The organism is Streptomyces sp. NPDC005263 (genome assembly GCF_042872365.1).
In the GTDB taxonomy this organism is placed as follows: Bacteria; Actinomycetota; Actinomycetes; order Streptomycetales; family Streptomycetaceae; genus Streptomyces.
The window spans coordinates 91,520-112,691 of sequence record NZ_JBIAKJ010000003.1 but is presented as its reverse complement, the minus strand read 5'-3'; the positions used below and the strand labels follow the sequence as shown (position 1 = coordinate 112,691).

The 21,172-nt window shown below is 69.0% G+C and carries 20 protein-coding genes; 4 read left to right on the top strand and 16 right to left on the bottom strand.

Features of this window, described 5'->3' with window-relative positions:
* Positions 1 to 2 precede the first annotated feature (2 nt).
* From nuoK to ACFYRY_RS14035, 11 genes are read right to left on the bottom strand one after another with little or no spacing between them, the layout of a single operon-like run.
* Positions 3 to 302 (bottom strand): NADH-quinone oxidoreductase subunit NuoK, encoded by a 300-nt coding sequence (nuoK, locus tag ACFYRY_RS14085; protein WP_004927567.1) that lies wholly within the window; start codon positions 300 to 302, stop codon positions 3 to 5.
* Positions 299 to 1,138: an NADH-quinone oxidoreductase subunit J gene (locus ACFYRY_RS14080; protein ID WP_389144070.1), complete on the bottom strand. Its 840-nt coding sequence runs from the start codon at positions 1,136 to 1,138 to the stop codon at positions 299 to 301. The genes nuoK and ACFYRY_RS14080 overlap by 4 nt, the downstream gene beginning before the upstream one ends.
* Positions 1,135 to 1,737, bottom strand: coding sequence for an NADH-quinone oxidoreductase subunit NuoI (nuoI, locus tag ACFYRY_RS14075; RefSeq protein WP_389144067.1), 603 nt, complete (start codon positions 1,735 to 1,737; stop codon positions 1,135 to 1,137). The genes ACFYRY_RS14080 and nuoI overlap by 4 nt, the downstream gene beginning before the upstream one ends.
* Complete coding sequence (nuoH, locus tag ACFYRY_RS14070) at positions 1,730 to 3,094, bottom strand: NADH-quinone oxidoreductase subunit NuoH (RefSeq protein WP_389144064.1); 1,365 nt, start codon at positions 3,092 to 3,094, stop codon at positions 1,730 to 1,732. The genes nuoI and nuoH overlap by 8 nt, the downstream gene beginning before the upstream one ends.
* Positions 3,091 to 5,595, bottom strand: coding sequence for an NADH-quinone oxidoreductase subunit G (locus ACFYRY_RS14065; protein WP_389144061.1), 2,505 nt, complete (start codon positions 5,593 to 5,595; stop codon positions 3,091 to 3,093). Before ACFYRY_RS14065 ends, nuoH begins: the two co-directional genes overlap by 4 nt.
* Positions 5,592 to 6,941 carry an NADH-quinone oxidoreductase subunit NuoF gene (nuoF, locus tag ACFYRY_RS14060; RefSeq protein WP_389144058.1) on the bottom strand — a complete coding sequence of 450 codons (1,350 nt, stop codon included), beginning with the start codon at positions 6,939 to 6,941 and terminating at the stop codon, positions 5,592 to 5,594. The genes ACFYRY_RS14065 and nuoF overlap by 4 nt, the downstream gene beginning before the upstream one ends.
* Positions 6,938 to 7,810 carry an NADH-quinone oxidoreductase subunit NuoE gene (nuoE, locus tag ACFYRY_RS14055; RefSeq protein WP_389144055.1) on the bottom strand — a complete coding sequence of 291 codons (873 nt, stop codon included), beginning with the start codon at positions 7,808 to 7,810 and terminating at the stop codon, positions 6,938 to 6,940. The genes nuoF and nuoE overlap by 4 nt, the downstream gene beginning before the upstream one ends.
* Complete coding sequence (locus ACFYRY_RS14050; protein WP_389144052.1) at positions 7,807 to 9,129, bottom strand: NADH-quinone oxidoreductase subunit D; 1,323 nt, start codon at positions 9,127 to 9,129, stop codon at positions 7,807 to 7,809. Before ACFYRY_RS14050 ends, nuoE begins: the two co-directional genes overlap by 4 nt.
* Complete coding sequence (locus tag ACFYRY_RS14045; protein ID WP_389144049.1) at positions 9,126 to 9,887, bottom strand: NADH-quinone oxidoreductase subunit C; 762 nt, start codon at positions 9,885 to 9,887, stop codon at positions 9,126 to 9,128. The genes ACFYRY_RS14050 and ACFYRY_RS14045 overlap by 4 nt, the downstream gene beginning before the upstream one ends.
* On the bottom strand, positions 9,884 to 10,438 hold the full coding sequence (locus ACFYRY_RS14040; RefSeq protein ID WP_010041554.1) for an NADH-quinone oxidoreductase subunit B family protein: 555 nt from the start codon (positions 10,436 to 10,438) through the stop codon (positions 9,884 to 9,886). Before ACFYRY_RS14040 ends, ACFYRY_RS14045 begins: the two co-directional genes overlap by 4 nt.
* A 13-nt stretch (positions 10,439 to 10,451) precedes the next feature.
* Positions 10,452 to 10,811, bottom strand: coding sequence for an NADH-quinone oxidoreductase subunit A (locus ACFYRY_RS14035; RefSeq protein ID WP_007383963.1), 360 nt, complete (start codon positions 10,809 to 10,811; stop codon positions 10,452 to 10,454).
* Positions 10,812 to 11,576: 765 nt separating this feature from the next.
* On the opposite strand from ACFYRY_RS14035, the gene ACFYRY_RS14030 reads away from it, so the two are divergent.
* Positions 11,577 to 12,398, top strand: coding sequence for a C40 family peptidase (locus ACFYRY_RS14030; protein ID WP_389144046.1), 822 nt, complete (start codon positions 11,577 to 11,579; stop codon positions 12,396 to 12,398).
* A 253-nt stretch (positions 12,399 to 12,651) separates the two neighbouring features.
* Here the strand turns inward: ACFYRY_RS14030 and ACFYRY_RS14025 are convergent, their stop codons facing one another.
* Positions 12,652 to 13,935 carry a geranylgeranyl reductase family protein gene (locus ACFYRY_RS14025; RefSeq protein ID WP_389144044.1) on the bottom strand — a complete coding sequence of 428 codons (1,284 nt, stop codon included), beginning with the start codon at positions 13,933 to 13,935 and terminating at the stop codon, positions 12,652 to 12,654.
* A gap of 97 nt (positions 13,936 to 14,032) precedes the next feature.
* Between ACFYRY_RS14025 and ACFYRY_RS14020 the strand changes: the two genes are divergently transcribed.
* Positions 14,033 to 14,572, top strand: a complete 540-nt coding sequence (locus ACFYRY_RS14020; protein WP_389144041.1) for a GNAT family N-acetyltransferase — start codon at positions 14,033 to 14,035, stop codon at positions 14,570 to 14,572.
* 115 nt (positions 14,573 to 14,687) lie between these two features.
* The gene (locus ACFYRY_RS14015) at positions 14,688 to 15,044 is read left to right on the top strand and encodes a PASTA domain-containing protein (RefSeq protein WP_389144038.1); all 357 of its coding nucleotides are present in this window, start codon (positions 14,688 to 14,690) and stop codon (positions 15,042 to 15,044) included.
* A 36-nt stretch (positions 15,045 to 15,080) separates the two neighbouring features.
* Here ACFYRY_RS14015 and ACFYRY_RS14010 read toward each other — a convergent pair whose 3' ends face one another.
* The 4 genes from ACFYRY_RS14010 to ACFYRY_RS13995 are packed head-to-tail and all read right to left on the bottom strand — an operon-like array spanning position 15,081 to position 19,788.
* Positions 15,081 to 15,782, bottom strand: coding sequence for a demethylmenaquinone methyltransferase (locus ACFYRY_RS14010; protein ID WP_389144035.1), 702 nt, complete (start codon positions 15,780 to 15,782; stop codon positions 15,081 to 15,083).
* 35 nt (positions 15,783 to 15,817) lie between these two features.
* Positions 15,818 to 17,089: an acyltransferase gene (locus ACFYRY_RS14005; protein WP_389144032.1), complete on the bottom strand. Its 1,272-nt coding sequence runs from the start codon at positions 17,087 to 17,089 to the stop codon at positions 15,818 to 15,820.
* The gene (locus ACFYRY_RS14000; RefSeq protein WP_389144029.1) at positions 17,086 to 19,356 is read right to left on the bottom strand and encodes a bifunctional polysaccharide deacetylase/glycosyltransferase family 2 protein; all 2,271 of its coding nucleotides are present in this window, start codon (positions 19,354 to 19,356) and stop codon (positions 17,086 to 17,088) included. Before ACFYRY_RS14000 ends, ACFYRY_RS14005 begins: the two co-directional genes overlap by 4 nt.
* 18 nt (positions 19,357 to 19,374) lie before the next feature.
* Positions 19,375 to 19,788: a hypothetical protein gene (locus ACFYRY_RS13995; protein WP_389144026.1), complete on the bottom strand. Its 414-nt coding sequence runs from the start codon at positions 19,786 to 19,788 to the stop codon at positions 19,375 to 19,377.
* 306 nt (positions 19,789 to 20,094) lie between these two features.
* On the opposite strand from ACFYRY_RS13995, the gene ACFYRY_RS13990 reads away from it, so the two are divergent.
* Complete coding sequence (locus ACFYRY_RS13990) at positions 20,095 to 21,153, top strand: chitinase (protein ID WP_389144024.1); 1,059 nt, start codon at positions 20,095 to 20,097, stop codon at positions 21,151 to 21,153.
* Positions 21,154 to 21,172 lie beyond the last annotated feature (19 nt).

The window sequence follows — 21,172 nt, the reverse complement described above, 5'->3', positions numbered from 1 at the left end:
CCTTACAGCTTCATCAGGCTGGCGTCGTCGACCGAGGCCGAGTGGCGGGAACGGAACAGCGACACGATGATCGCGAGCCCGACCACGACCTCCGCGGCGGCGACGACCATCGTGAAGAAGGCGATGATCTGGCCGTCGAGGTTGCCGTGCATCCGGGAGAAGGCGACGAACGCGAGGTTGCAGGCGTTGAGCATCAGCTCGACGCACATGAACACCACGATCGCGTTGCGCCTGATCAGCACCCCGGTGGCGCCGATCGTGAACAGCAGGGCGGCGAGATACAGGTAGTTGACGGGGTTCACTTCGACGCCTCCTCGGCCCGCTTGAGGTTCGCCGGCTCGATCTCGGTGCGCTCCAGGCGCTCCGTGGCGCGCCGCTCCAGGGCCCGCAGGTCGTTGAGCGCTTCCTGCGACACGTCACGGATCTGTCCGCGCTCCCGCAGCGTCTTACTGACGGTGAGGTCGGACGGGGTGCCGTCGGGCAGCAGGCCCGCGATGTCCACGGCGTTGTGCCGGGCGTACACGCCGGGTGCCGGCAGCGGCGGTACGTGCTTGTTCTCGCGCACCCGCTGCTCGGCCAGCTCACGCTGGGACTTGGGGCGCTCGGTGCGCTCGCGGTGGGTGAGCACCATGGCGCCGACGGCCGCGGTGATCAGCAGGGCGCCGGTGATCTCGAAGGCGAACACGTACTTGGTGAAGATGAGGGCGGCGAGGCCCTCCACGTTGCCGTTCGCGTTGGCCTGGCCGAGACCGTTGAACTCGGTGAGGGACGCGTTGCCGATGCCCGCGAACAGCAGGACGGCGAAGCCGAGTCCGCACAGCAGGGCCAGCCAGCGCTGGCCCTTGATGGTCTCCTTGAGGGAGTCCGCCGCGGTGACGCCGACGAGCATCACCACGAACAGGAACAGCATCATGATCGCGCCGGTGTAGACGACGATCTGGACGACGCCCAGGAAGTAGGCGCCGTTGGCGAGGTAGAACACCGCCAGGATGATCATGGTGCCGGCGAGGCAGAGCGCGCTGTGCACGGCCTTCTTCATGAGGACGGTGCACAGGGCGCCGATCACGGCGACGGTGCCGAGAACCCAGAACTGGAAGGCCTCGCCGGTGGAGGTGGAGTAGGCGGCCAGTGCGCTCATGCCTCCACCTCCTCGTCGGAGGGCTGCTCGCCCTTGGAGACGGCGATCTGCTGCTCCGTGCCCGGCGCCGCCTCCGTCACCAGGCCCCGGTAGTAGTCCTGCTCGTCGGTGCCGGGATAGATGGCGTGCGGGCTGTCGACCATGCCGTCCTCGAGGCCCGCGAGCAGCTGTTCCTTGGTGTAGATGAGGTTGGCGCGGCTGGAGTCGGCCAGTTCGAACTCGTTGGTCATCGTCAGCGCGCGGGTGGGGCACGCCTCGATGCACAGGCCGCACAGGATGCAGCGGGCGTAGTTGATCTGGTAGACGCGGCCGTACCGCTCGCCCGGCGAGTAGCGCTCCTCGTCGGTGTTGTCGGCGCCTTCCACGTAGATGGCGTCGGCGGGGCAGGCCCAGGCGCACAGTTCGCAACCGACGCACTTCTCCAGGCCGTCCGGATGGCGGTTGAGCTGGTGCCGTCCGTGGAAGCGGGGAGCGGTGGTCTTCTGCTGCTCCGGGTACTGCTCGGTCAGCCGCTTCTTGAACATGGCCTTGAAGGTCACGCCGAAGCCGGCCACGGGGTTCTGGAAACCGGGCTTGGTCTCCTTGGGCTCCTCAGCCATCGGACGCCTCCTTTCCATCCAGAGATCCGTCACTCTGAGTATCGGGCCCACCACTGACAATCAGCTCCCGCTCGCGCCGCGAGCGGCGCCGTGGCACCGGTGGAAGCTCCTGTCCGGGCAGTGGCGGTACGGGGAACCCGCCCGCCATCGGGTCGAACCCGGCCGGTTCCTCGGCGGCCTGCTCGGCCGTCTTCGCCTTCTCGCGGAACATGTCGACGACGAAGGAGAGCAGCAGCAGGACGAGGACCCCGCCGACCACGTAGAGGACGATGTCGGCGAAGTCGTAGTTCTCGTTCCTGAGGGTCCGCACGGTGGCCACGAGCATCAGCCAGACCAGGGAGATCGGGATGAGGACCTTCCAGCCGAGCTTCATCAGCTGGTCGTAGCGGACCCGCGGGAGGGTGCCGCGCAGCCAGATGAAGAAGAACAGCAGCAACTGCACCTTGATCACGAACCAGAGCAGCGGCCACCAGCCGTGGTTGGCGCCCTCCCAGAAGGTGCTGATCGGCCACGGGGCCCGCCAGCCGCCCAGGAAGAGCGTCGTCGACACGGCCGAGACCGTCACCATGTTGACGTACTCGGCGAGCATGAACATCGCGAACTTGATCGACGAGTACTCGGTGTTGAAACCGCCGACCAGGTCGCCCTCGGACTCCGGCATGTCGAAGGGGGCGCGGTTGGTCTCGCCGACCATCGTCACGATGTAGATCAGGAACGAGACCGGCAGCAGCAGGATGTACCAGCGGTCCTGCTGCGCCTCGACGATCGTCGAGGTCGACATCGACCCCGAGTAGAGGAACACCGACGCGAACGCGGCGCCCATGGCGATCTCGTACGAGATCATCTGCGCGCAGGAGCGCAGACCTCCCAGCAGCGGATAGGTGGATCCGGAGCTCCAGCCGGCCAGCACGATGCCGTAGATGCCGACCGAGGCGACCGCGAGGATGTAGAGCATCGCGATCGGCAGGTCGGTGAGCTGCATCGCGGTGCGGTGGCCGAAGATCGAGATCTCGTTGCCGGACGGGCCGAAGGGGATCACCGCGATCGCCATGAAGGCCGGGATGGCCGCGACGATCGGCGCGAGGACGTACACCACCTTGTCCGCGCGCTTGACGATGACGTCTTCCTTGAGCATCAGCTTGATGCCGTCGGCGAGCGACTGGAGCATGCCCCAGGGGCCGTGCCGGTTGGGGCCGATGCGCAGCTGCATCCAGGCGACGACCTTGCGCTCCCACACGATGGAGAACAGCACCGTCACCATCAGGAAGGCGAAGCAGAACACCGCCTTGATGACGACCAGCCACCAGGGGTCGGTGCCGAACATCGAGAGGTCTTCAGCGGCGAGGTACGGACTCATGCCTCCACCTCCTCGGTGACGTCGGAGGCGAGCGTCGCCGGTCCGATACGGACGAGTGAACCGGGCCGCGCCCCGGTGTCGGAGGCGACGCCACCGCCCACGGAGTTCAGCGGGAGCCAGACCACCCGGTCGGGCATGTCGGTGATCCGCAGGGGAAGTTCGACCGTGCCGGTGCTCGCGGTCACGGCGAGCAGGTCGCCGTCCTTCACACCCGCCTCGGCGGCCGTGGCGGGCGACACGCGCGCGTGGGCCGCGTGCCGTGTCCCGGCGAGCGCCTCGTCGCCCTGCTGGAGGAGTCCCTGGTCGAGCAGCAGCCGGTGCCCGGCCAGTACGGCCTCTCCGGCGGCCGGCCTCGGCAAGGGCGCCGGGGTCTCCAGGGGGTCGGCGGCGCGCGTCCCGTCCCAGGGGCCCAGCCGGTCCAGCTCCGCGCGCGCGGTACGCAGATCCGGCAGGCCCAGGTGTACGTCCATGGCGTCGGCCAGCATCTGCAGGACGCGCGCGTCGGTGGGCGCGAGACGGCGGGTCATCTGGTCGGGCTTGAGCGCGGCCTCGAAGAAACGCACCCGGCCTTCCCAGTTGAGGAAGGTGCCGGCCTTCTCGGCCACCGCGGCGACCGGAAGGACGACGTCCGCGAGTTCGGTGACCTCGCTGGGCCGCAGCTCCAGCGACACCAGGAAGCCTGCCTCCTGGAGGGCTTCCCGCGCGCGGGCCGGGTCCGGCAGGTCCGCGACCTCGACGCCTGCGACCAGCAGCGCCTGCAGTTCGCCCCTGGCGGCGGCCTCGACCATCTGGCCGGTGTCGCGCCCGTAGCGGTGCGGCAGTTCGGCCAGGCCCCAGACCGCGGCGACCTCGTCCCGCGCCCGCGGGTCGGTCGCCGGGCGCCCGCCCGGCAGCAGCGAGGGCAGCGCGCCCGCCTCGACGGCGCCGCGCTCCCCGGCCCGGCGCGGGATCCACACCAGCCGCGCGCCGAGCGCGGACGAGGCCCGTACGGCGGCGGTCAGGCCGCCCGCCACGCAGGCCAGCCGCTCTCCTACGACGATCACCGAGCCCTCGGCCCGCAGTGCCTCGGCGGCCGTGGCGCCGCCGTCCTCAAGGCCGTCCCCGCTCGCGAGCGCTTCGAGCCACTCGGTCTCGGTGCCCGGGGCGGCCGGCAGCAGCGTGCCGCCCGCCTTCTCCAGGCCGCGGGTGGCGTGCGTGGCGAGGGAGAAGACCCTCTGTCCGTGCTTGCGCCAGGCCTTGCGCAGCCTCAGGAAGACGCCGGGCGCCTCCTCCTCGGCCTCGAACCCGACCAGCAGAACGGCGGGCGCCTTCTCCAGAGCGGTGTACGTGACGCCCGTACCGTCGAGGTCACGGCCGCGGCCGGCGACCTGGGCGGCCAGGAAGTCGGCTTCCTCGCCGCTGTGCACACGCGCGCGGAAGTCGATGTCGTTGGTGTCGAGCGCCACCCGCGCGAACTTGCTGTACGCGTAGGCGTCCTCGATGGTGAGGCGGCCGCCGGTCAGGACCCCGGCCCGCCCGCGCGAGGCGAGCAGTCCCTGGGCCGCGATCTGCAGCGCCTCCGGCCAGGAGGCCGGCACCAGGTCGCCCTCCGGGTTGCGCACCAGGGGTGACTGGAGCCGGTCCCGCTGCTGCGCGTACCGGAACCCGAACCGTCCCTTGTCGCAGATCCACTCCTCGTTGACCTCGGGGTCGTTGGCCGCGAGCCGCCGCATGACCTTGCCGCGCCGGTGGTCGGTGCGGGTGGCGCAGCCGCCGGAGCAGTGCTCGCACACCGAGGGCGAGGAGACCAGGTCGAAGGGGCGGGAGCGGAATCGGTACGCCGCCGAGGTCAGCGCGCCGACGGGGCAGATCTGGATGGTGTTGCCGGAGAAGTACGACTCGAAGGGGTCGCCCTCGCCGGTGCCGACCTGCTGGAGCGCGCCCCGTTCGATCAGCTCGATCATCGGGTCGCCCGCGACCTGGTTGGAGAACCGGGTGCAGCGGGCGCACAGCACGCACCGCTCACGGTCGAGCAGGACCTGCGTGGAGATCGGCACGGGCTTCTCGTAGGTCCGCTTCTTTCCCTCGAAGCGGGACTCGGCCTGGCCGTGCGACATCGCCTGGTTCTGCAGCGGGCACTCGCCGCCCTTGTCGCAGACCGGGCAGTCCAGGGGGTGGTTGATGAGGAGCAGCTCCATCACACCGTGCTGGGCCTTCTCGGCGACCGGCGAGGTGAGGTGGGTCTTCACCACCATCCCGTCCGTGCAGGTGATGGTGCAGGAGGCCATCGGTTTGCGCTGGCCCTCGACCTCGACGATGCACTGGCGGCAGGCGCCGGCCGGGTCGAGGAGCGGGTGGTCGCAGAACCGGGGGATCTCGATGCCGAGCTGCTCGGCGGCCCTGATGACCAGGGTGCCCTTGGGCACGCTGATCTCGACGCCGTCGATGGTCAGCGCCACGAGGTCCTCCGGCGGGACCGCCGCTTCTCCCCCGCCCGAGGGAGCGCTGGTGGTCACAGTCATGCGTTCACCTCCGTGCGGTCGGCCCAGGCCGTCGACCTGGCGGGGTCGAAGGGGCAGCCGCGTCCCGTGATGTGCTGCTCGTACTCCTCACGGAAGTACTTGAGCGAGGAGAAGATCGGCGAGGCGGCGCCGTCGCCGAGGGCGCAGAAGGACTTGCCGTTGATGTTGTCGGCGATGTCGTTCAGCTTGTCGAGGTCGGCCATGACGCCCTTGCCGGCCTCGATGTCACGCAGCAACTGCACGAGCCAGTAAGTCCCTTCGCGGCACGGTGTGCACTTGCCGCAGGACTCGTGGGCGTAGAACTCGGTCCAGCGGGTGACGGCACGGACCACGCAGGTCGTCTCGTCGAAACATTGCAGAGCTTTTGTGCCCAGCATGGAACCCGCGGCGCCCACTCCTTCGTAATCAAGAGGGACGTCGAGATGCTCGTCGGTGAACATCGGAGTCGAGGAGCCGCCCGGCGTCCAGAACTTGAGGCGATGTCCGGCTCGCATGCCGCCGCTCATGTCGAGGAGCTGGCGGAGTGTGATGCCGAGCGGGGCCTCGTACTGACCGGGAGTGGTGACATGGCCGCTGAGCGAGTAGAGCGTGAAGCCCGGGGACTTCTCGCTGCCCATCGACCTGAACCACTCTTTGCCCCGGTGCAGGATCGCGGGAACCGACGCGATCGATTCGACGTTGTTCACCACAGTCGGGCACGCATAGAGGCCCGCGACGGCAGGGAAAGGAGGACGCAGCCGCGGTTGACCCCGGCGGCCTTCGAGCGAGTCGAGCAGCGCGGTCTCCTCACCGCAGATGTACGCGCCCGCGCCCGCGTGCACCGTGAGTTGGAGGTCGAGTCCGCTGCCCATGATGTTCTCGCCGAGGTAGCCCGCCGCGTAGGCCTCACGCACGGCCTCGTGCAACCGCCGCAACACGGGGACGACTTCACCACGCAGATAGATGAAGGCATGCGAAGACCTGATGGCATAACACGCGATGACGATGCCCTCGATGAGGCTGTGCGGGTTCGCGAAGAGGAGCGGGATGTCCTTGCAGGTCCCTGGCTCCGACTCGTCGGCGTTGACAACTAGATAGTGCGGCTTTCCATCCCCTTGCGGAATGAACTGCCACTTCATTCCGGTCGGGAATCCCGCGCCACCACGGCCGCGCAGACCGGAGTCCTTGACGTACGCGATCAGGTCGTCCGGTGACATGGCGAGCGCCTTGCGGAGCCCCTCGTACCCGTCGTGCCGTCGGTAGACGTCCAAGGTCCAGGACCCGTCGGCGTCCCAGAAGGACGACAGCACGGGTGCGAGCAGCTTCTCGGGGCTGGTGTCTTTGAGTTCGGCTGCCAAGGTCATCACTCCCCCTCCTCGGCGGCAGGCCCTGCCGGGTGGGCCGGGTCGGAGGCCGACGTGTCCTGTGGCGCGTCGTGTGAGCTGAGGTGCTCGGTCGGTGACGGTTCGTGCACGGCCCTGTCCTGCGGCTCGCCGTGCGGATCGCCGTCGCGTGGATGGACCACGCGTGCGGGCGTGGCCTCTCCCCTAGCCAGGCGGAGGCCCACCAGCGAAGCGGGTCCCGCTCCGCCGCTCGCCTCGACGGCCCCGGGCCGCTCGTCGGGGAAACCGGCCAGGATCCGGGCGGTCTCCTTGAAGGTGCACAGCGGCGCCCCGCGCGTGGGCTCGACCGTGCGGCCGGCCCGCAGGTCGTCGACGAGGCGCTTGGCGGTGGCGGGGGTCTGGTTGTCGAAGAACTCCCAGTTGACCATCACCACCGGGGCGAAGTCGCAGGCCGCGTTGCACTCGATGTGCTCCAGGGTGACCTTGCCGTCGTCGGTGGTCTCGCCGTTGCCGACGCCGAGGTGTTCCTGGAGGGTCTCGAAGATCGCGTCGCCTCCCATCACCGCGCACAGCGTGTTGGTGCAGACGCCCACCTGGTAGTCACCGCTGGGCCGGCGCCGGTACATGGAGTAGAAGGTGGCGACCGCGGTCACCTCGGCGGTGGTCAGGTCCAGCACGTCCGCGCAGAACCGCATCCCCGTGCGCGTGACATGGCCCTCCTCCGACTGCACCAGGTGCAGCAGCGGCAGGAGCGCCGAGCGGGAGTCGGGGTAGCGGGCGATGATCTCCCGCGCGTCCGTCTCCAGCCTCGCTCGGACGTCGTCCGGGTAAGCGGGGGCGGGCAGTTCGGGCATGCCCAGGCTGACGCCCCGCTCCGAAGAAGAGGTGGTCACCGGTCGACGCCTCCCATCACGGGGTCGATGGACGCGACAGCGACGATGACGTCGGCGACCTGGCCGCCCTCGCACATCGCCGCCATGGCCTGCAGGTTGGTGAAGGACGGGTCGCGGAAGTGGACCCGGTAGGGGCGGGTGCCGCCGTCGGACACGGCGTGCACGCCGAGCTCGCCCTTGGGTGATTCGACCGCCGCGTACGCCTGTCCCGGCGGCACCCGGAAGCCCTCGGTGACCAGCTTGAAGTGGTGGATCAGGGCCTCCATGGAGGTGCCCATGATCTTCTTGATGTGGTCGAGGGAGTTGCCGAGGCCGTCCGGGCCCAGGGCGAGCTGGGCGGGCCAGGCGATCTTCTTGTCGGCGACCATGACCGGGCCGGGCTGCAGCCGGTCCAGGCACTGCTCGACGATCCTGAGGGACTGGCGCATCTCCTCCAGCCGGATCAGGAAGCGCCCGTAGGAGTCGCAGGAGTCGGCGGTGGGGACGTCGAAGTCGAACGTCTCGTAGCCGCAGTACGGCTGCGCCTTGCGCAGGTCGTGCGGCAGGCCGGCGGAGCGCAGGATCGGGCCGGTGGCGCCGAGGGCCATGCAGCCGGCCAGGTCGAGATAGCCGACGTCCTGCATACGGGCCTTGAAGATGGGGTTCCCGGTGGCGAGCTTGTCGTACTCCGGGAGGTTCTTCCGCATCTTCTTCACGAACTCGCGGATGTGGTCCACCGCGCCGGGCGGCAGGTCCTGCGCGAGTCCGCCGGGGCGGATGTACGCGTGGTTCATCCTCAGGCCCGTGATGAGCTCGTAGATGTCGAGAATCATTTCACGATCACGGAATCCGTAGATCATGATCGTGGTGGCGCCGAGTTCCATGCCACCGGTGGCGATGCACACCAGGTGCGAGGACAGCCGGTTCAGCTCCATCAGCAGCACCCGGATGAGGGTGGCGCGGTCCGGGATCTGGTCCTCGATGCCGAGGAGCTTCTCGACGGCGAGACAGTAGGCGGTCTCGTTGAAGAAGGACGTCAGGTAGTCCATGCGCGTCACGAACGTGGTGCCCTGCGTCCACGTGCGGAACTCGGTGTTCTTCTCGATGCCGGTGTGCAGGTAACCGATGCCGCAGCGGGCCTCGGTGACCGTCTCGCCGTCGATCTCCAGGATCAGGCGGAGCACTCCGTGGGTGGACGGGTGCTGCGGCCCCATGTTGACGACGATGCGCTCGTCGTCGGCCCGGGCCGCGGACTGGACGACCTCGTCCCAGTCGCCGCCGGTGACCGTGTAGACGGTGCCCTCTGTGGTCTCCCGAGGGGAGGCATGCGAAGTGCTCACGAGTACGACCTCCGCTGGTCCGGAGCCGGGATCTGGGCGCCCTTGTACTCGACGGGGATGCCGCCGAGGGGGTAGTCCTTGCGCTGCGGATGGCCCTGCCAGTCGTCCGGCATCATGATCCGGGTCAGGGCCGGGTGACCGTCGAAGACGATGCCGAAGAAGTCGTAGGTCTCGCGCTCGTGCCAGTCGTTGGTGGGATAGACGGAGACCAGTGACGGGATGTGCCGGTCGGTGTCCGGGGCGCTGACTTCGAGGCGGATCAGCCGGTTGTGGGTGATCGAGCGCAGGTGGTAGACGGCGTGCAGCTCGCGGCCCTTGTCGTGCGGGTAGTGGACGCCGCTCACGCCGGTGCAGAGCTCGAAGCGCAGGGCGGGGTCGTCGCGCAGGGTGCGGGCGACGCGGAGCAGGTGCTCGCGTTCGATGTGGAGGGTGAGCTCGCCGCGGTCGACGACCGTCTTCTCGATCGCGTTGTCGGGCAGGAGCCCCTGTTCCTCCAGCGCGCCCTCCAGCTCGTCGGCGACCTCGTCGAACCAGCCTCCGTAGGGGCGGCTCGCCGCTCCCGGGAGCCGGACCGAGCGGACCAGGCCGCCGTAGCCGGAGGTGTCGCCGCCGTTGTTGGCGCCGAACATGCCGCGCTGGACGCGGATCTCCTCACCACCCTCGCCGCGCTGGCCGGGGAGGTTGTCGGCGCCGAGGTCCTTTTCGGGGTTCACCCCGTCCGGCCCGCCCGCGCCCGTGGTGCCGTTGGCGTCGCTCACCGCAGCAGCCCCTTCATCTCGATCGTCGGCAGGGCCTTGAGCGCCGCTTCCTCCGCCTCCCGGGCCGCCTCCTCGGCGTTCACGCCGAGCTTGGACGTCTGGATCTTCTGGTGGAGCTTGAGGATGGCGTCCATCAGCATCTCCGGCCGTGGCGGGCAGCCGGGGAGATAGATGTCGACCGGGACGATGTGGTCGACGCCCTGGACGATGGCGTAGTTGTTGAACATGCCGCCCGAGGAGGCGCAGACCCCCATGGAGATCACCCACTTCGGGTTCGGCATCTGGTCGTAGACCTGCCTGAGCACCGGCGCCATCTTCTGGCTGACCCGGCCGGCGACGATCATCAGGTCCGCCTGCCGCGGGGATCCGCGGAAGACCTCCATGCCGAAGCGCGCCAGGTCGTAGCGGCCGGCGCCGGTGGTCATCATCTCGATGGCACAGCAGGCGAGGCCGAAGGTGGCCGGGAAGACGGACGACTTGCGCACCCAGCCCGCGGCCTGCTCGACGGTGGTCAGCAGAAAGCCGCTCGGCAGCTTTTCTTCGAGTCCCATGACTAAAGGCCCCTCAGTCCCATTCCAGGCCGCCGCGCCGCCATACGTACGCGTACGCGACGAAGACGGTGAGCACGAAGAGCAGCATCTCCACGAGCCCGAAAACACCCAGGGCGTCGAAGGTGACGGCCCAGGGGTAGAGGAAGACGATCTCGATGTCGAAGACGATGAAGAGCATCGCCGTCAGGTAGTACTTGATGGGGAAGCGCCCGCCGCCGGCCGGCGTGGGGGTCGGCTCGATCCCGCACTCGTAGGCCTCGAGCTTGGCGCGGTTGTACCGCTTCGGACCGATCAGCGTGGCCATGACCACGGAGAAGATCGCAAAGCCTGCCCCGAGGGCTCCCAGTACGAGGATGGGCGCATACGCGTTCACCGCTCCTCGCTCCTCTCAGTCGGCACTGACTGCTGGCGATGTTCGGACCCACATCCGCCTCACCTGTCCCACGAACCCCGCTGGTCCCGGCGAAGATCGAGAACATGTGAAGCAGGTCACAAGCCCAACTGCCTCGCATCCTATGCCTGCGACTCTGTGATCTGCGACACGGGGTATTGCACAAGCTTTGTGATCTCCACCACCTGACGAAGGATCATGAAGTCGGATGAGCAGTGATCTTCATACTCGAAGCGTCCGAGTGATCACGAGAGGTGACATTTTCGCTTGTCAATGCGGCGTGAGCGGGGCGTCTCTATATCAAGAGACTTCCTCTGCATCCAAATTGACACGGGAAGCGAGGCCTTGATAGAGGGCCGCGTTCACACATCGGAGCGAGGGGTCGCGTGGGTGTGGATGTGTGCACGCGTTCACGAGCGGGTGTCCGGTCGTGACCCGCTCGCAATCGGTCCGTGATCCCCCCGCGAGACGCGACCGTTCTCGCAACCGTTGCGTGACCTCCGCCACATCCACAGGAGCCACACAAGAAGCAGGCTTGGCCACTCACCGCGACAGATGGTAGGCGGAGGGCAATCCGGACCAAACGACGAAAGGCCATGATCACAGGCTTGATCGCCTGCGTCCGCAATGTCCGTTACGGCGTCAATAAAGAGCGGCACACCTGTCGTTCAGAGGTCCGATTGAACAACTGTGGCGCAGCACACGTTTCTTGAAGGTATGGAGGAGCCCCTGATACCGGTTGTTCTCATGTCCCACACCGCTCACATACGCAGCCACCGGAAACCCCGCCGCAGCGCGTCGAAAATCGCGATGCGGGCCGGAGTGGCCGGTGGCGTTCTCAGCACCCTGGCTGTCGCCGGGGCAGCCGGTTCGGCCAGCGCCGCCGAGCCGGTGACGCAGACGCTCGAACTTCCCACCCTGACGGCCGACATGGCCACCCAGGTCGCCCAGTCCGCCGACGCCACACAGCAGGCCGCGGCGAACTACCAGTTGCAGGCCGAGCGTGACGCGGCCGCCGCAAAGGCGGCGAAGCAGGCCAAGGCGGACCTCGCTGAGGCGAAGAAGAAGGCGGAGGCCAAGAAGAAGGCCGCCGAGGAGACCGCTCGCAAGGCCGCTGCCGAGCGCGCGACCCGCAGCAGCGAGCGGACCACCCTGTCCGCCGCCGCGAGCGCTGACACGTCCGTGAGCACGTCCACGTCCTCGTCCACGGCCACCGGTTCGGCCGCCGCGGTCGTCTCCTTCGTGAAGTCGCAGGTTGGCAAGCCCTATGTGCTGGGCGCGAGCGGTTCGTCCGCCTACGACTGCTCCAGCCTCGTCCAGGCCGCCTTCAAGCAGGTCGGCATCAGCCTGCCGCGCGTCTCGCAGGACCAGTCGACGGCCGGCACCCAGGTCGGGCTGAGCAACCTGCAGCCGGGCGACATCCTGTACTGGGGCAGCGCGGGCAGCGCGTACCACGTGGCGGTGTACGTCGGCGACGGCATGTTCGTCGGTGCGCAGAACCCGTCGACGGGCGTCGCCGAGAAGCCGCTCTCGTACGACCCGCCGACCGGCGCGGTGCGGGTGCTCTGACACCGGGACACACACAGACATACGGAGGGGGCCGCAGCCGCTCGGGCGACGGCCCCCTCTGTTGTGCCCGAGTGGCGCCACAGGACTGCCCAGGGACGACAGGGGTGTTGTCCGGGGCGGGCCGAGCCCGGCGGTGCTGGGCGGACCGAGCGCGGCCCGGCGGGAGGAGGTCCTCGCGCGCCGGGCCGCCACGTCAGCCGCTCTCAGCGACGGATCGCACTGAGGTGACCGGATCGTCCCCCTCAGCGGCCGATCACGCCTTCGGTGCCACCTTGCTCAGTCCGTTGATGATGCGGTCCATCGCGTCGCCGCCCGTGGGGTCGGTGAGGTTGGCGAGCATCTTGAGGGTGAACTTCATCAGCAGCGGGTGGGTCAGGCCGCGCTGGGCCGCGATCTTCATGACCTTCGGGTTGCCGATGAGCTTCACGAACGCGCGGCCGAGCGTGTAGTAGCCGCCGTAGGTGTCCTTGAGGACGCGCGGGTAGCGCTGGAGGGCCAGTTCGCGCCCCGCGGGAGTGGCGCGGGCGTGTGCCTGGGCGATGACCTCGGCGGCGATCTGGCCGGACTCCATGGCGTAGGCGATGCCCTCGCCGTTGAAGGGGTTCACGAGGCCGCCGGCGTCGCCGACAAGCAGCAGGCCCTTGGTGTAGTGCGGCTGGCGGTTGAAGGCCATGGGCAGCGCGGCCCCGCGAATGGGACCGGTCATGTTGTCCGGGGTGTAGCCCCAGTCCTCCGGCATCGACGCGCACCAGGCCTTCAGGACCTCGCGCCAGTCCAGCTCCTTGAAGGACTCGGAGGTGTTCAGGACGCCCAGGCCGACGTTCGACGTGCCGTCGCCCATGCCGAAGATCCAGCCGTAGCCGGGCAGGAGGCGGTCCTCGGCGCCCCGGCGGTCCCACAGTTCCAGCCAGGACTCCAGGTAGTCGTCCTCGTGGCGGGGTGACGTGAAGTACGTACGGACCGCGACGCCCATCGGGCGGTCCTCGCGCCGGTGCAGCCCCATCGCGAGGGACAGCCGGGTGGAGTTGCCGTCGGCGGCGACGACCAGCGGGGCGCGGAAGGTGACCTGGCGCTTCTCGTCGCCGAGCTTGGCGTGCACGCCGGTGATCCGGCCGGTGCGGTCGTCGAGGATCGGCGCACCCACGTTGCAGCGCTCGTAGAGCCGCGCGCCCGCCTTCTGTGCCTGCCGCGCCAGTTGCTCGTCGAAGTCGTCGCGCTTGCGGACGAGGCCGTAGTCCGGGAAGGAGGCGAGTTCCGGCCAGTCGAGCTGCAACCGCACACCCCCGCCGATGATCCTGAGGCCCTTGTTGCGCAGCCAGCCGGCCTCCTCGGAGATGTCGATGCCCATGGCGACGAGCTGCTTGGTGGCACGCGGGGTGAGGCCGTCGCCGCAGACCTTCTCGCGCGGGAACTCGGTCTTCTCCAGCAGGAGCACGTCGAGTCCGGCCTTGGCGAGGTGGTACGCGGTGGTGGAGCCGGCTGGCCCCGCGCCGACGACGATCACATCGGCGGTGCTTTCGGAGAGGGGCTCGGTCACGGCGGGATCTCCCCAAGTTCGGAATGTGCGTGCCGACCGGCACTGGACATGGGCAGTCTATTCAGCAGAATTGATCACCCGGCTGAAGGGCTGCCCAGTGAACCGAGCTCTCCCCGTAGTACGGCTGCGCGTCCCCACCGACGAGGACGCGGTGGCCTGGCACCGGACCTTCGCCCACCCGGACGTCATGGAGTTCCACGGCGGCCGGGTCGCGGAGCTGTCGGTCTACGAGGAGCTCACCGCGCGCCAGCGCCGGCACGACGCCGAGCGGGGCTACTGCCTGTGGACCATGCTCGACGAGTCCGGGCAGGTCATCGGTTTCACCGGGGCCCAGCCGTGGGAGCGGGAGTGGGGCCCCAAGGGCGAGATCGAGATCGGCTGGCGGCTCGGACGGGAGCACTGGGGCCAGGGGTACGCCACCGCCGCGGCGCGGATGACGGTGGAACGGGTGCGTGCGGCGGGCGTACCGACCGTGGTGGCGATGGTGAACGCCGCCAACGCGCGCTCCATCGCGGTGACCCGGCGCCTGGGGATGAGCCTCGCCGAGGTCTTCGTGACGCCGAGCACCCGCCAGGAGGGGCACTGCTACCGGCTGATTCTCCAGCCCTCGTGCATCCAGATGACTGCATCCGGATGAATGGATCCAGCACGAGACGTCACCGAGAGTAATCGACTGCTACAGAACGACACTTGACGCTTCCGGGCGGTACCGGGCCGGGGTTACTCTGCCAGTACCGCTGGGGGTGACATCCGTGCGAATTACACCCAAACCGCTGGAAGTGCGCGTGCCGAGGCTGGTCGGCCTGATGGCCATGGACGCGCGTGAGGCAGCCGCGACAGGCGGCGTGCTGCTCGCCGCGCCCGACCGCCCCGACTTCTCCCGCACCGTCGTCGACTACGTCGTACGGCAATATCCGCCACCCGGTGTCGAAGTGCCGCGCGGGGCCGTGGTCACGGTCTGGTTCGAGTTCGGCGAGGGCGAGGGAGGCGGAGGCGCGGGCGTCCACGAGCCGCGCCTGCCGCGGCCGGGCGGAGGCGGGTTGCGGCGCGAACTCGATGAGCCGGGCGGCCCCTTCGCCACCGTGGCCGGATTCGGCTCGCCGTACTGACCACCGGGCAGGCCCGTGCGGCCCAGCCCCAACGGCCTACTTGCCGTCGGTCTTGAACCCGCGGTGCAGGGCCACGATCCCGCCGGTCAGATTGCGCCAGGCCACCTTGGACCAGCCGGCCTCGCGCAGCCGCCCGGCCAGTGCGGGCTGGTCGGGCCAGGCGCGGATCGACTCGGCGAGGTAGACGTACGCGTCGGGGTTCGAGGAGACGGCACGGGCCACCGGGGGCAGGGCACGCATCAGGTACTCGGTGTACACCGTGCGGAACGGTGCCCAGGTCGGATGGGAGAACTCGCAGATCACGACCCGGCCGCCGGGCTTGGTCACCCGGTACATCTCGCGCAGCGCGGTGTCCGTGTCCTGCACGTTGCGCAGCCCGAAGGAGATGGTGACGGCGTCGAAGGTGTCGTCCTTGAAGGGCAGCCTGGTCGCGTCGCCCGCGGTGAACGGCATCCAGCTGTGCCTGCCCTTGCCGACCTGGAGCATGCCCAGGGAGAAGTCGCACGGGACGACGTACGCGCCGGTGCGGGCGAAGGGCAGGGAGGACGTGGCCGTACCGGCGGCCAGGTCCAGGACCTTCTGCGCGGGACGGGCGTCGACGGCCCTGGCCACCTCCTTGCGCCACACCCGGTCCTGGCCGAGCGACAGCACGTCGTTGGTCAGGTCGTACCGTTCCGCCACGTCGTCGAACATCGAGGCGACTTCGTGCGGCTGCTTGTTCAGGGAGGCGCGGGTCACGTGGCCATTGTTGCAGTACGTCACCCCGCGCCCGCTCAGGGGAGGAGCCGTGGTTTCTTCCTCGCGGCCACGTCCTCCACCCACCCGCACAGCAGGACGAACCCGGCGATCAGGACCCAGCCGACGCCGAACATGAACCACTGGCTCTCCAGCGGCAGATACCTCTCGAACGCGGGCACCTCCCAGAACTGGTCGATCAGCGGGACCGCGAGGATCAGCGCGATCTGGTGCCAGAGGTAGATCGTCACGGCCCGGGCGTTGAAGACCGTCACGATCCGGTCCAGGCGGGGCATGGACGTCAGTCCGGCGAAGTCGATCCGGAACCGCGACTTGGCCCACATCAGGAGCATGACGAAACCGGCCGACCAGAAGGCCTGCGCGAGGGGGATCTCGTCCAGGTCGTAGGTCCCGAACTCGGCCCGGTGGGAGAAGGCGTACCAGCCGCCGTACCCGAGCGCGGCCAGGGACAGCAGGACCACCGCGGCCGGCCTCAGCCGCCGCAGCACGCCGTCGCGGTGGGCGAAGCCGAGGATCCAGCAGAACAGGTACGTCGACAGGTCCCACAGCGCGCTGCCGAGCCGGTCGTCCGGGCCGGACCACACGAAGTTCAGGACCAGGACCGGGGCGAGGGACAGGAACAGTACGGGGACGGGAGCGAGTCGGAACACCTTCAGCAGGAGCGGGGACAGGAGCACGAACCAGAGGTACGTCCGCAGGTACCAGAGGATCTCCCAGGCCTGCTCGCCCCACGCGTTGCCCGGGGGGTCGCCGAGCGGGACAACCCAGTAGACGATCTGCCAGCCCGGCATCCAGTCGTGGACCAGCATCGCCAGGACCACGAAGACGCCCCAGAACCAGAACGGGGGCAGCAGGCGGCGCAGCCGGCTCCTCACCACCGTGAGCGCGGGCCGCTCCAGGGACTTCGCCATCAGGGTGCCGGCCAGGCCGAACATGATCCCCATCGACGGGAAGACCAGTCCGGCCCAGGCCCAGCCGAAGGTGTGGTAGGTGACGACACGGATCAGGGCGACGGCCCTGAGGGTGTCGAAGTAGCGGTCGCGGCCGGCGGGCTTCGCCGGTGGCGGAGGCTTCTCCTCCGCCGGCCCGACAGCGGCCTCTGTCTCGGCCTCGGCCTCCGGCGCCCACACCGGCGGATGGGGCTGTTGCGGATACGACTGCTGGTCGTACCCCACGTACCCCGTGTACCCCTCACGCCCCACGTACCCCGCGTACTCCTCGTACCCGTGGCCGGGCTGCTCCCCGTACCCATGGCCGTACCCCTGCGGCTGCTCCTGGCCCCAGCTCATCGGCTCGCCCCCGCCGGAGTGCCGACCTCGCCGGTCCGCTTCAGTTTCTGCCAGCGCAGGCGGCCGCCGGTGAGGGCGGTGATGCTGGAGTGGATGAGGACGAGGTACATCATCTGGCGGTAGGCCAGTTGTTGCAGCGGCATCATCAGCAGGTAGCGGTACTTCTCGCGGTCGAGGCGGAAGGCGTACGCCGCGCACACGAGTTGGACGGCCAGCACCGCGCACCACGCCAGCAGCGCCGCCTGGAAGTCGACGAAGATCATCGAGTAGACGGTGAACACGTCGATGAGCGGGGCGAAGACCGGCGTGACGATCTGGAAGACGACCACCAGCGGCATGCCGACCCGGCCGAAGCGTCCCGAAGGCCCCTTGTCCGTGAGGGACTTGCGGTGCTTCCAGAGCGCCTGCATGGTGCCGTAGGACCAGCGGTAGCGCTGCGACCACAGCTGCTTCAGGGAACCCGGGGCCTCGGTCCAGGCGCGGGCGTGCTCCTCGTAGACGACCCGCCAGCCCTCCCGGTGCATGGCGATGGTGATGTCGGTGTCCTCGGCGAGGGTGTCCTCGCTCATCCCGCCGACCTGGAGCACCGCGTCGCGGCGGAACGCCCCGATCGCACCGGGGATGGTCGGCATGCAGCGCAGCAGGTCGTACATACGGCGGTCGAGGTTGAAGCCCATCACGTACTCGATGTGCTGCCAGGCGCCGATGACGGTGTCGCGGTTGCCGACCTTGGCGTTTCCGGCGACCGCCCCGACCTCCGGATCGGCGAACGGCTGTACGAGGTGCCGTACGGTGTCCGGCTCGAAGACCGTGTCGCCGTCCATCATCACGACGATGTCGTAACTGGCGCTGCGTACCCCGTTGTTGAGGGCGACCGGCTTGCCCGCGTTCTCCTGGCGGATGACCCGGACGTTCGTCATGCCGAGGGACGCGGCCGCGTCGCGCGCGATCTCGGAGGTGCCGTCGGTCGAGCCGTCGTCCACCACGATGACCTCGATCGGATGGGTGCTCCGCGCCAGCGACTCGAGGGTGTTGGCGATGCACTCCTTCTCGTTGTACGCCGGGACGATCACGCTCACCGGCCGGGTGACCGTCGGTCCCCAGCTGAACCGGCGGGTGTTGCGCTGTCGGTAGTGCCGGCGGGCGAGGATCAGCATCATGCCGAACCGGCCCATGACCGCCACCCCCACGACGATCAGCCCGGCCGAGAGGGCCGGAACGGCCAGCTCGGCGACGGCGACGGCCAGGACGAGGGCCTCGCCCTCGTAGAGGGTCGCTCCGGTGGCCTCACGGTGTGCGGCCTGGAGCGGGGAGGCGGTCGAACTCCCATTCCTCGTCGGGCCGTTGGGTCCGCCCGTCGGCTGTCCGCTGCCGCCCGCGCCGGACTGCTGTTGCTGCTCGATGACGCCGCTGATGGTGGTGAAGGTGTACCCCTTCGCCTTCATCTTCTCGATGTACTTCGGCAGCGCCTGGATCGTCTGCGCGCGGTCGCCGCCCGCGTCGTGCATCAGGACCGACGCGCCCGTGGTCCCCTTCGGCGTGGCCCACTGGACGATCTTCGAGACGCCCGGCTTCTTCCAGTCGTCGCTGTCGGTGTCGATGAAGACGCTGGTGTAGCCGTCGGCGCCGAGTTCCTTGTAGACGGGCCAGCTGTAGTTGTCGATGGCGTCCGTCTTGGAGGAGTACGGCGCCCGGAACAAGGTGGTCGTGATGCCGGCCGCGCCCGCCAGCGTCAGCTGCGTCTGCTCCATCTCGCGCCGGACCCGGGCGTCGCTCTGGTAGGACAGGTCGACGTGGGTGAAGGTGTGGATGCCCACCTCGTTGCCCTGCTCGACCATGTCGTCCACGATGCCCGGGTAGCGCGAGACCATCGAGCCGACCAGGAAGAACGTGGCGGGGACGTCGTACTTCTGAAGGACCTTCAGCACGTCGGGCGTGTACGTCGGGTTGGGGCCGTCGTCGAAGGTGAGCGCGATCGTCTTCTTCGGGACGGAGACGGTGGTGGCCCGGCCGCCCCGGAAGGAGAGGATCGGCCCGCCGTTGAGGACCTTGTCGGGGACCTCGTCGGAGTCGGCTCCGTCGCGCACCCGCTGGTCGCCGCCGACCTCGGCGCGCAGATAGCCGTCGAGCAGCATGACGCTGGTCAGGGCGAGCAGGAGCAGCAGCGCGAGGATGATCCGCGGTCTCTGCAGTGCCGCGGCCTTGCCTGCCGCCCGTTCCATCCGGGTGGGGGCGCGCCGGCGGCCGCGTGAGGGTGTCGTCGTCATGGGGTGCCTGCGCTCCCGTCAGTCGTCGGCCGCGGCGGCGGACGCCGACACGGTCGGGGCGGAGCTGGGCGGGGCGCCGGTGGCGATGCCCGTGGGCGGGGTGCCGGTGGGCCTCGCGGGCGGGGTGCCGATACCGCCCTGCGGCTCGGCGCCGCGGGGGCCGGAGTTCTGGTAACCGCCGCGGCCGCCGCCGAACGGCACCAGCGAGGACGGGTTGATCGAGGTGCCGATGCCCATGAACGCCATGCTGAGCACGACCGCGTACCCGAGGCAGACGACACCGACCAGGAGACCGACGCGGCGCAGCAGCTTGGAGCGGCGCCCGGAGGTGTCGACGAACACGGGCCCCTCGGCGGACTCGCTGCCGCGTTTTCGGCGGCGTCCGCGCCCGGCGGTGGCGGCGCGGTTTTCGATGGCAGGCTCAGAATGCATTCCCGGATGCTAGGGACCCTTTATTCGGTCCTGACTCTGCATTTCTTGTGAGCCGCCCGTGAGAAAGTCGCCAACCTGTCCCTTTCCTGAGAGTTTCCCAGAAATCCTGCGTAACTCCCCTCGCAGAGAAAGGAGTTGAATGCCCGGATCGCACCCTTGAGGTGCACCTTTTGACCATGTCTGCCCATGAAGTGCCCGTGTGTTTGCTGTCCCTGCGAAGCCCGGTCGGGTGTGAGACATTTCCCCTCCGGAAGCGCTCTTCGTTTCCGTCCTGAGACAGAAGCAACGAGAGCGGGTGGATACGCAATGCGGAGTCTCCTGAAGCCGGCGGCTGGGCTCACCTGCCTGTTCGCGCTGACCACCGTGGGCTGCTCCGCGGAGTCAGACGGCACCTCGGACGCGGCACCCGACGCCTCCGGACGGACGACCACGGCCCCGAGCGCGAGCGCGAGCGCGAGCACTCCGCCGAGCGAGGAGGCGTCGACGGCCACCGCCTACGCCCCCTACGTCAGCGCGACGGACGCCTCCGACCTCGATGCCACGGGCTCCCCCGGGACGTACAACCTGGCCTTCGTGATCTCCGACGGCAGTGGCTGCACACCGAAGTGGAACGACGACGACGCCGTCGGCTCCTCCGCGGTGAAGTCCCGGATCGCGCGCCTGAAGGAGGACGGTGCCACCGTGCGGGTCTCCTTCGGCGGGGCCTCCGGCAAGGAACTCGCGGCGACCTGCGACAGCGCGGCGAAGCTGGCCGAGGCGTACGGCAGGGCACTGGACGCGGCCGGCTCCACCCAGGCCGACTTCGACATCGAGGGTGACGAACTGGCCGACGCCGCCTCGGTGGACCGCCGCTCGGAGGCGATCGCCCTCCTGCAACGGGACCGCGCCGACCTCGGCGTCTCCTTCACGCTGCCGGTGATGCCGTCCGGCCTGGACGCGGACGGCCTGGCGCTGCTGGAGTCGGCCAACGAGCACGACGTGCAGGTCTCCACCGTCAACCTCATGACGATGAACTACGGCGAGTCGTACGACGGCGACATGGGCGACTACGCGCTCACCTCCGCCAAGGCCTCCCACACCCAGCTGATGAAGGTGTTCGGGCTGGCGTCCGCGGCCGCCTGGCGGGGCATGGCGCTCACGTCGATGATCGGCGTCAACGATGTCGACGGTGAGACCTTCACCCTCGCCGACGCGGCCCAGGTGCGGACGTTCGCCGCCGAGAACGAGATCGCGTGGGTGTCCATGTGGTCGACCTTCCGCGACCAGCAGTGCGCGGAGGGAAAAACCGGGGACGACGACGCGAGCACCAATTGCAGCGGGGTGGAACAGGGTTCGGGCGCGTTCGCGAAGGCGTTCGCGGGCTGACGCCGCCTTCCGGACGAGG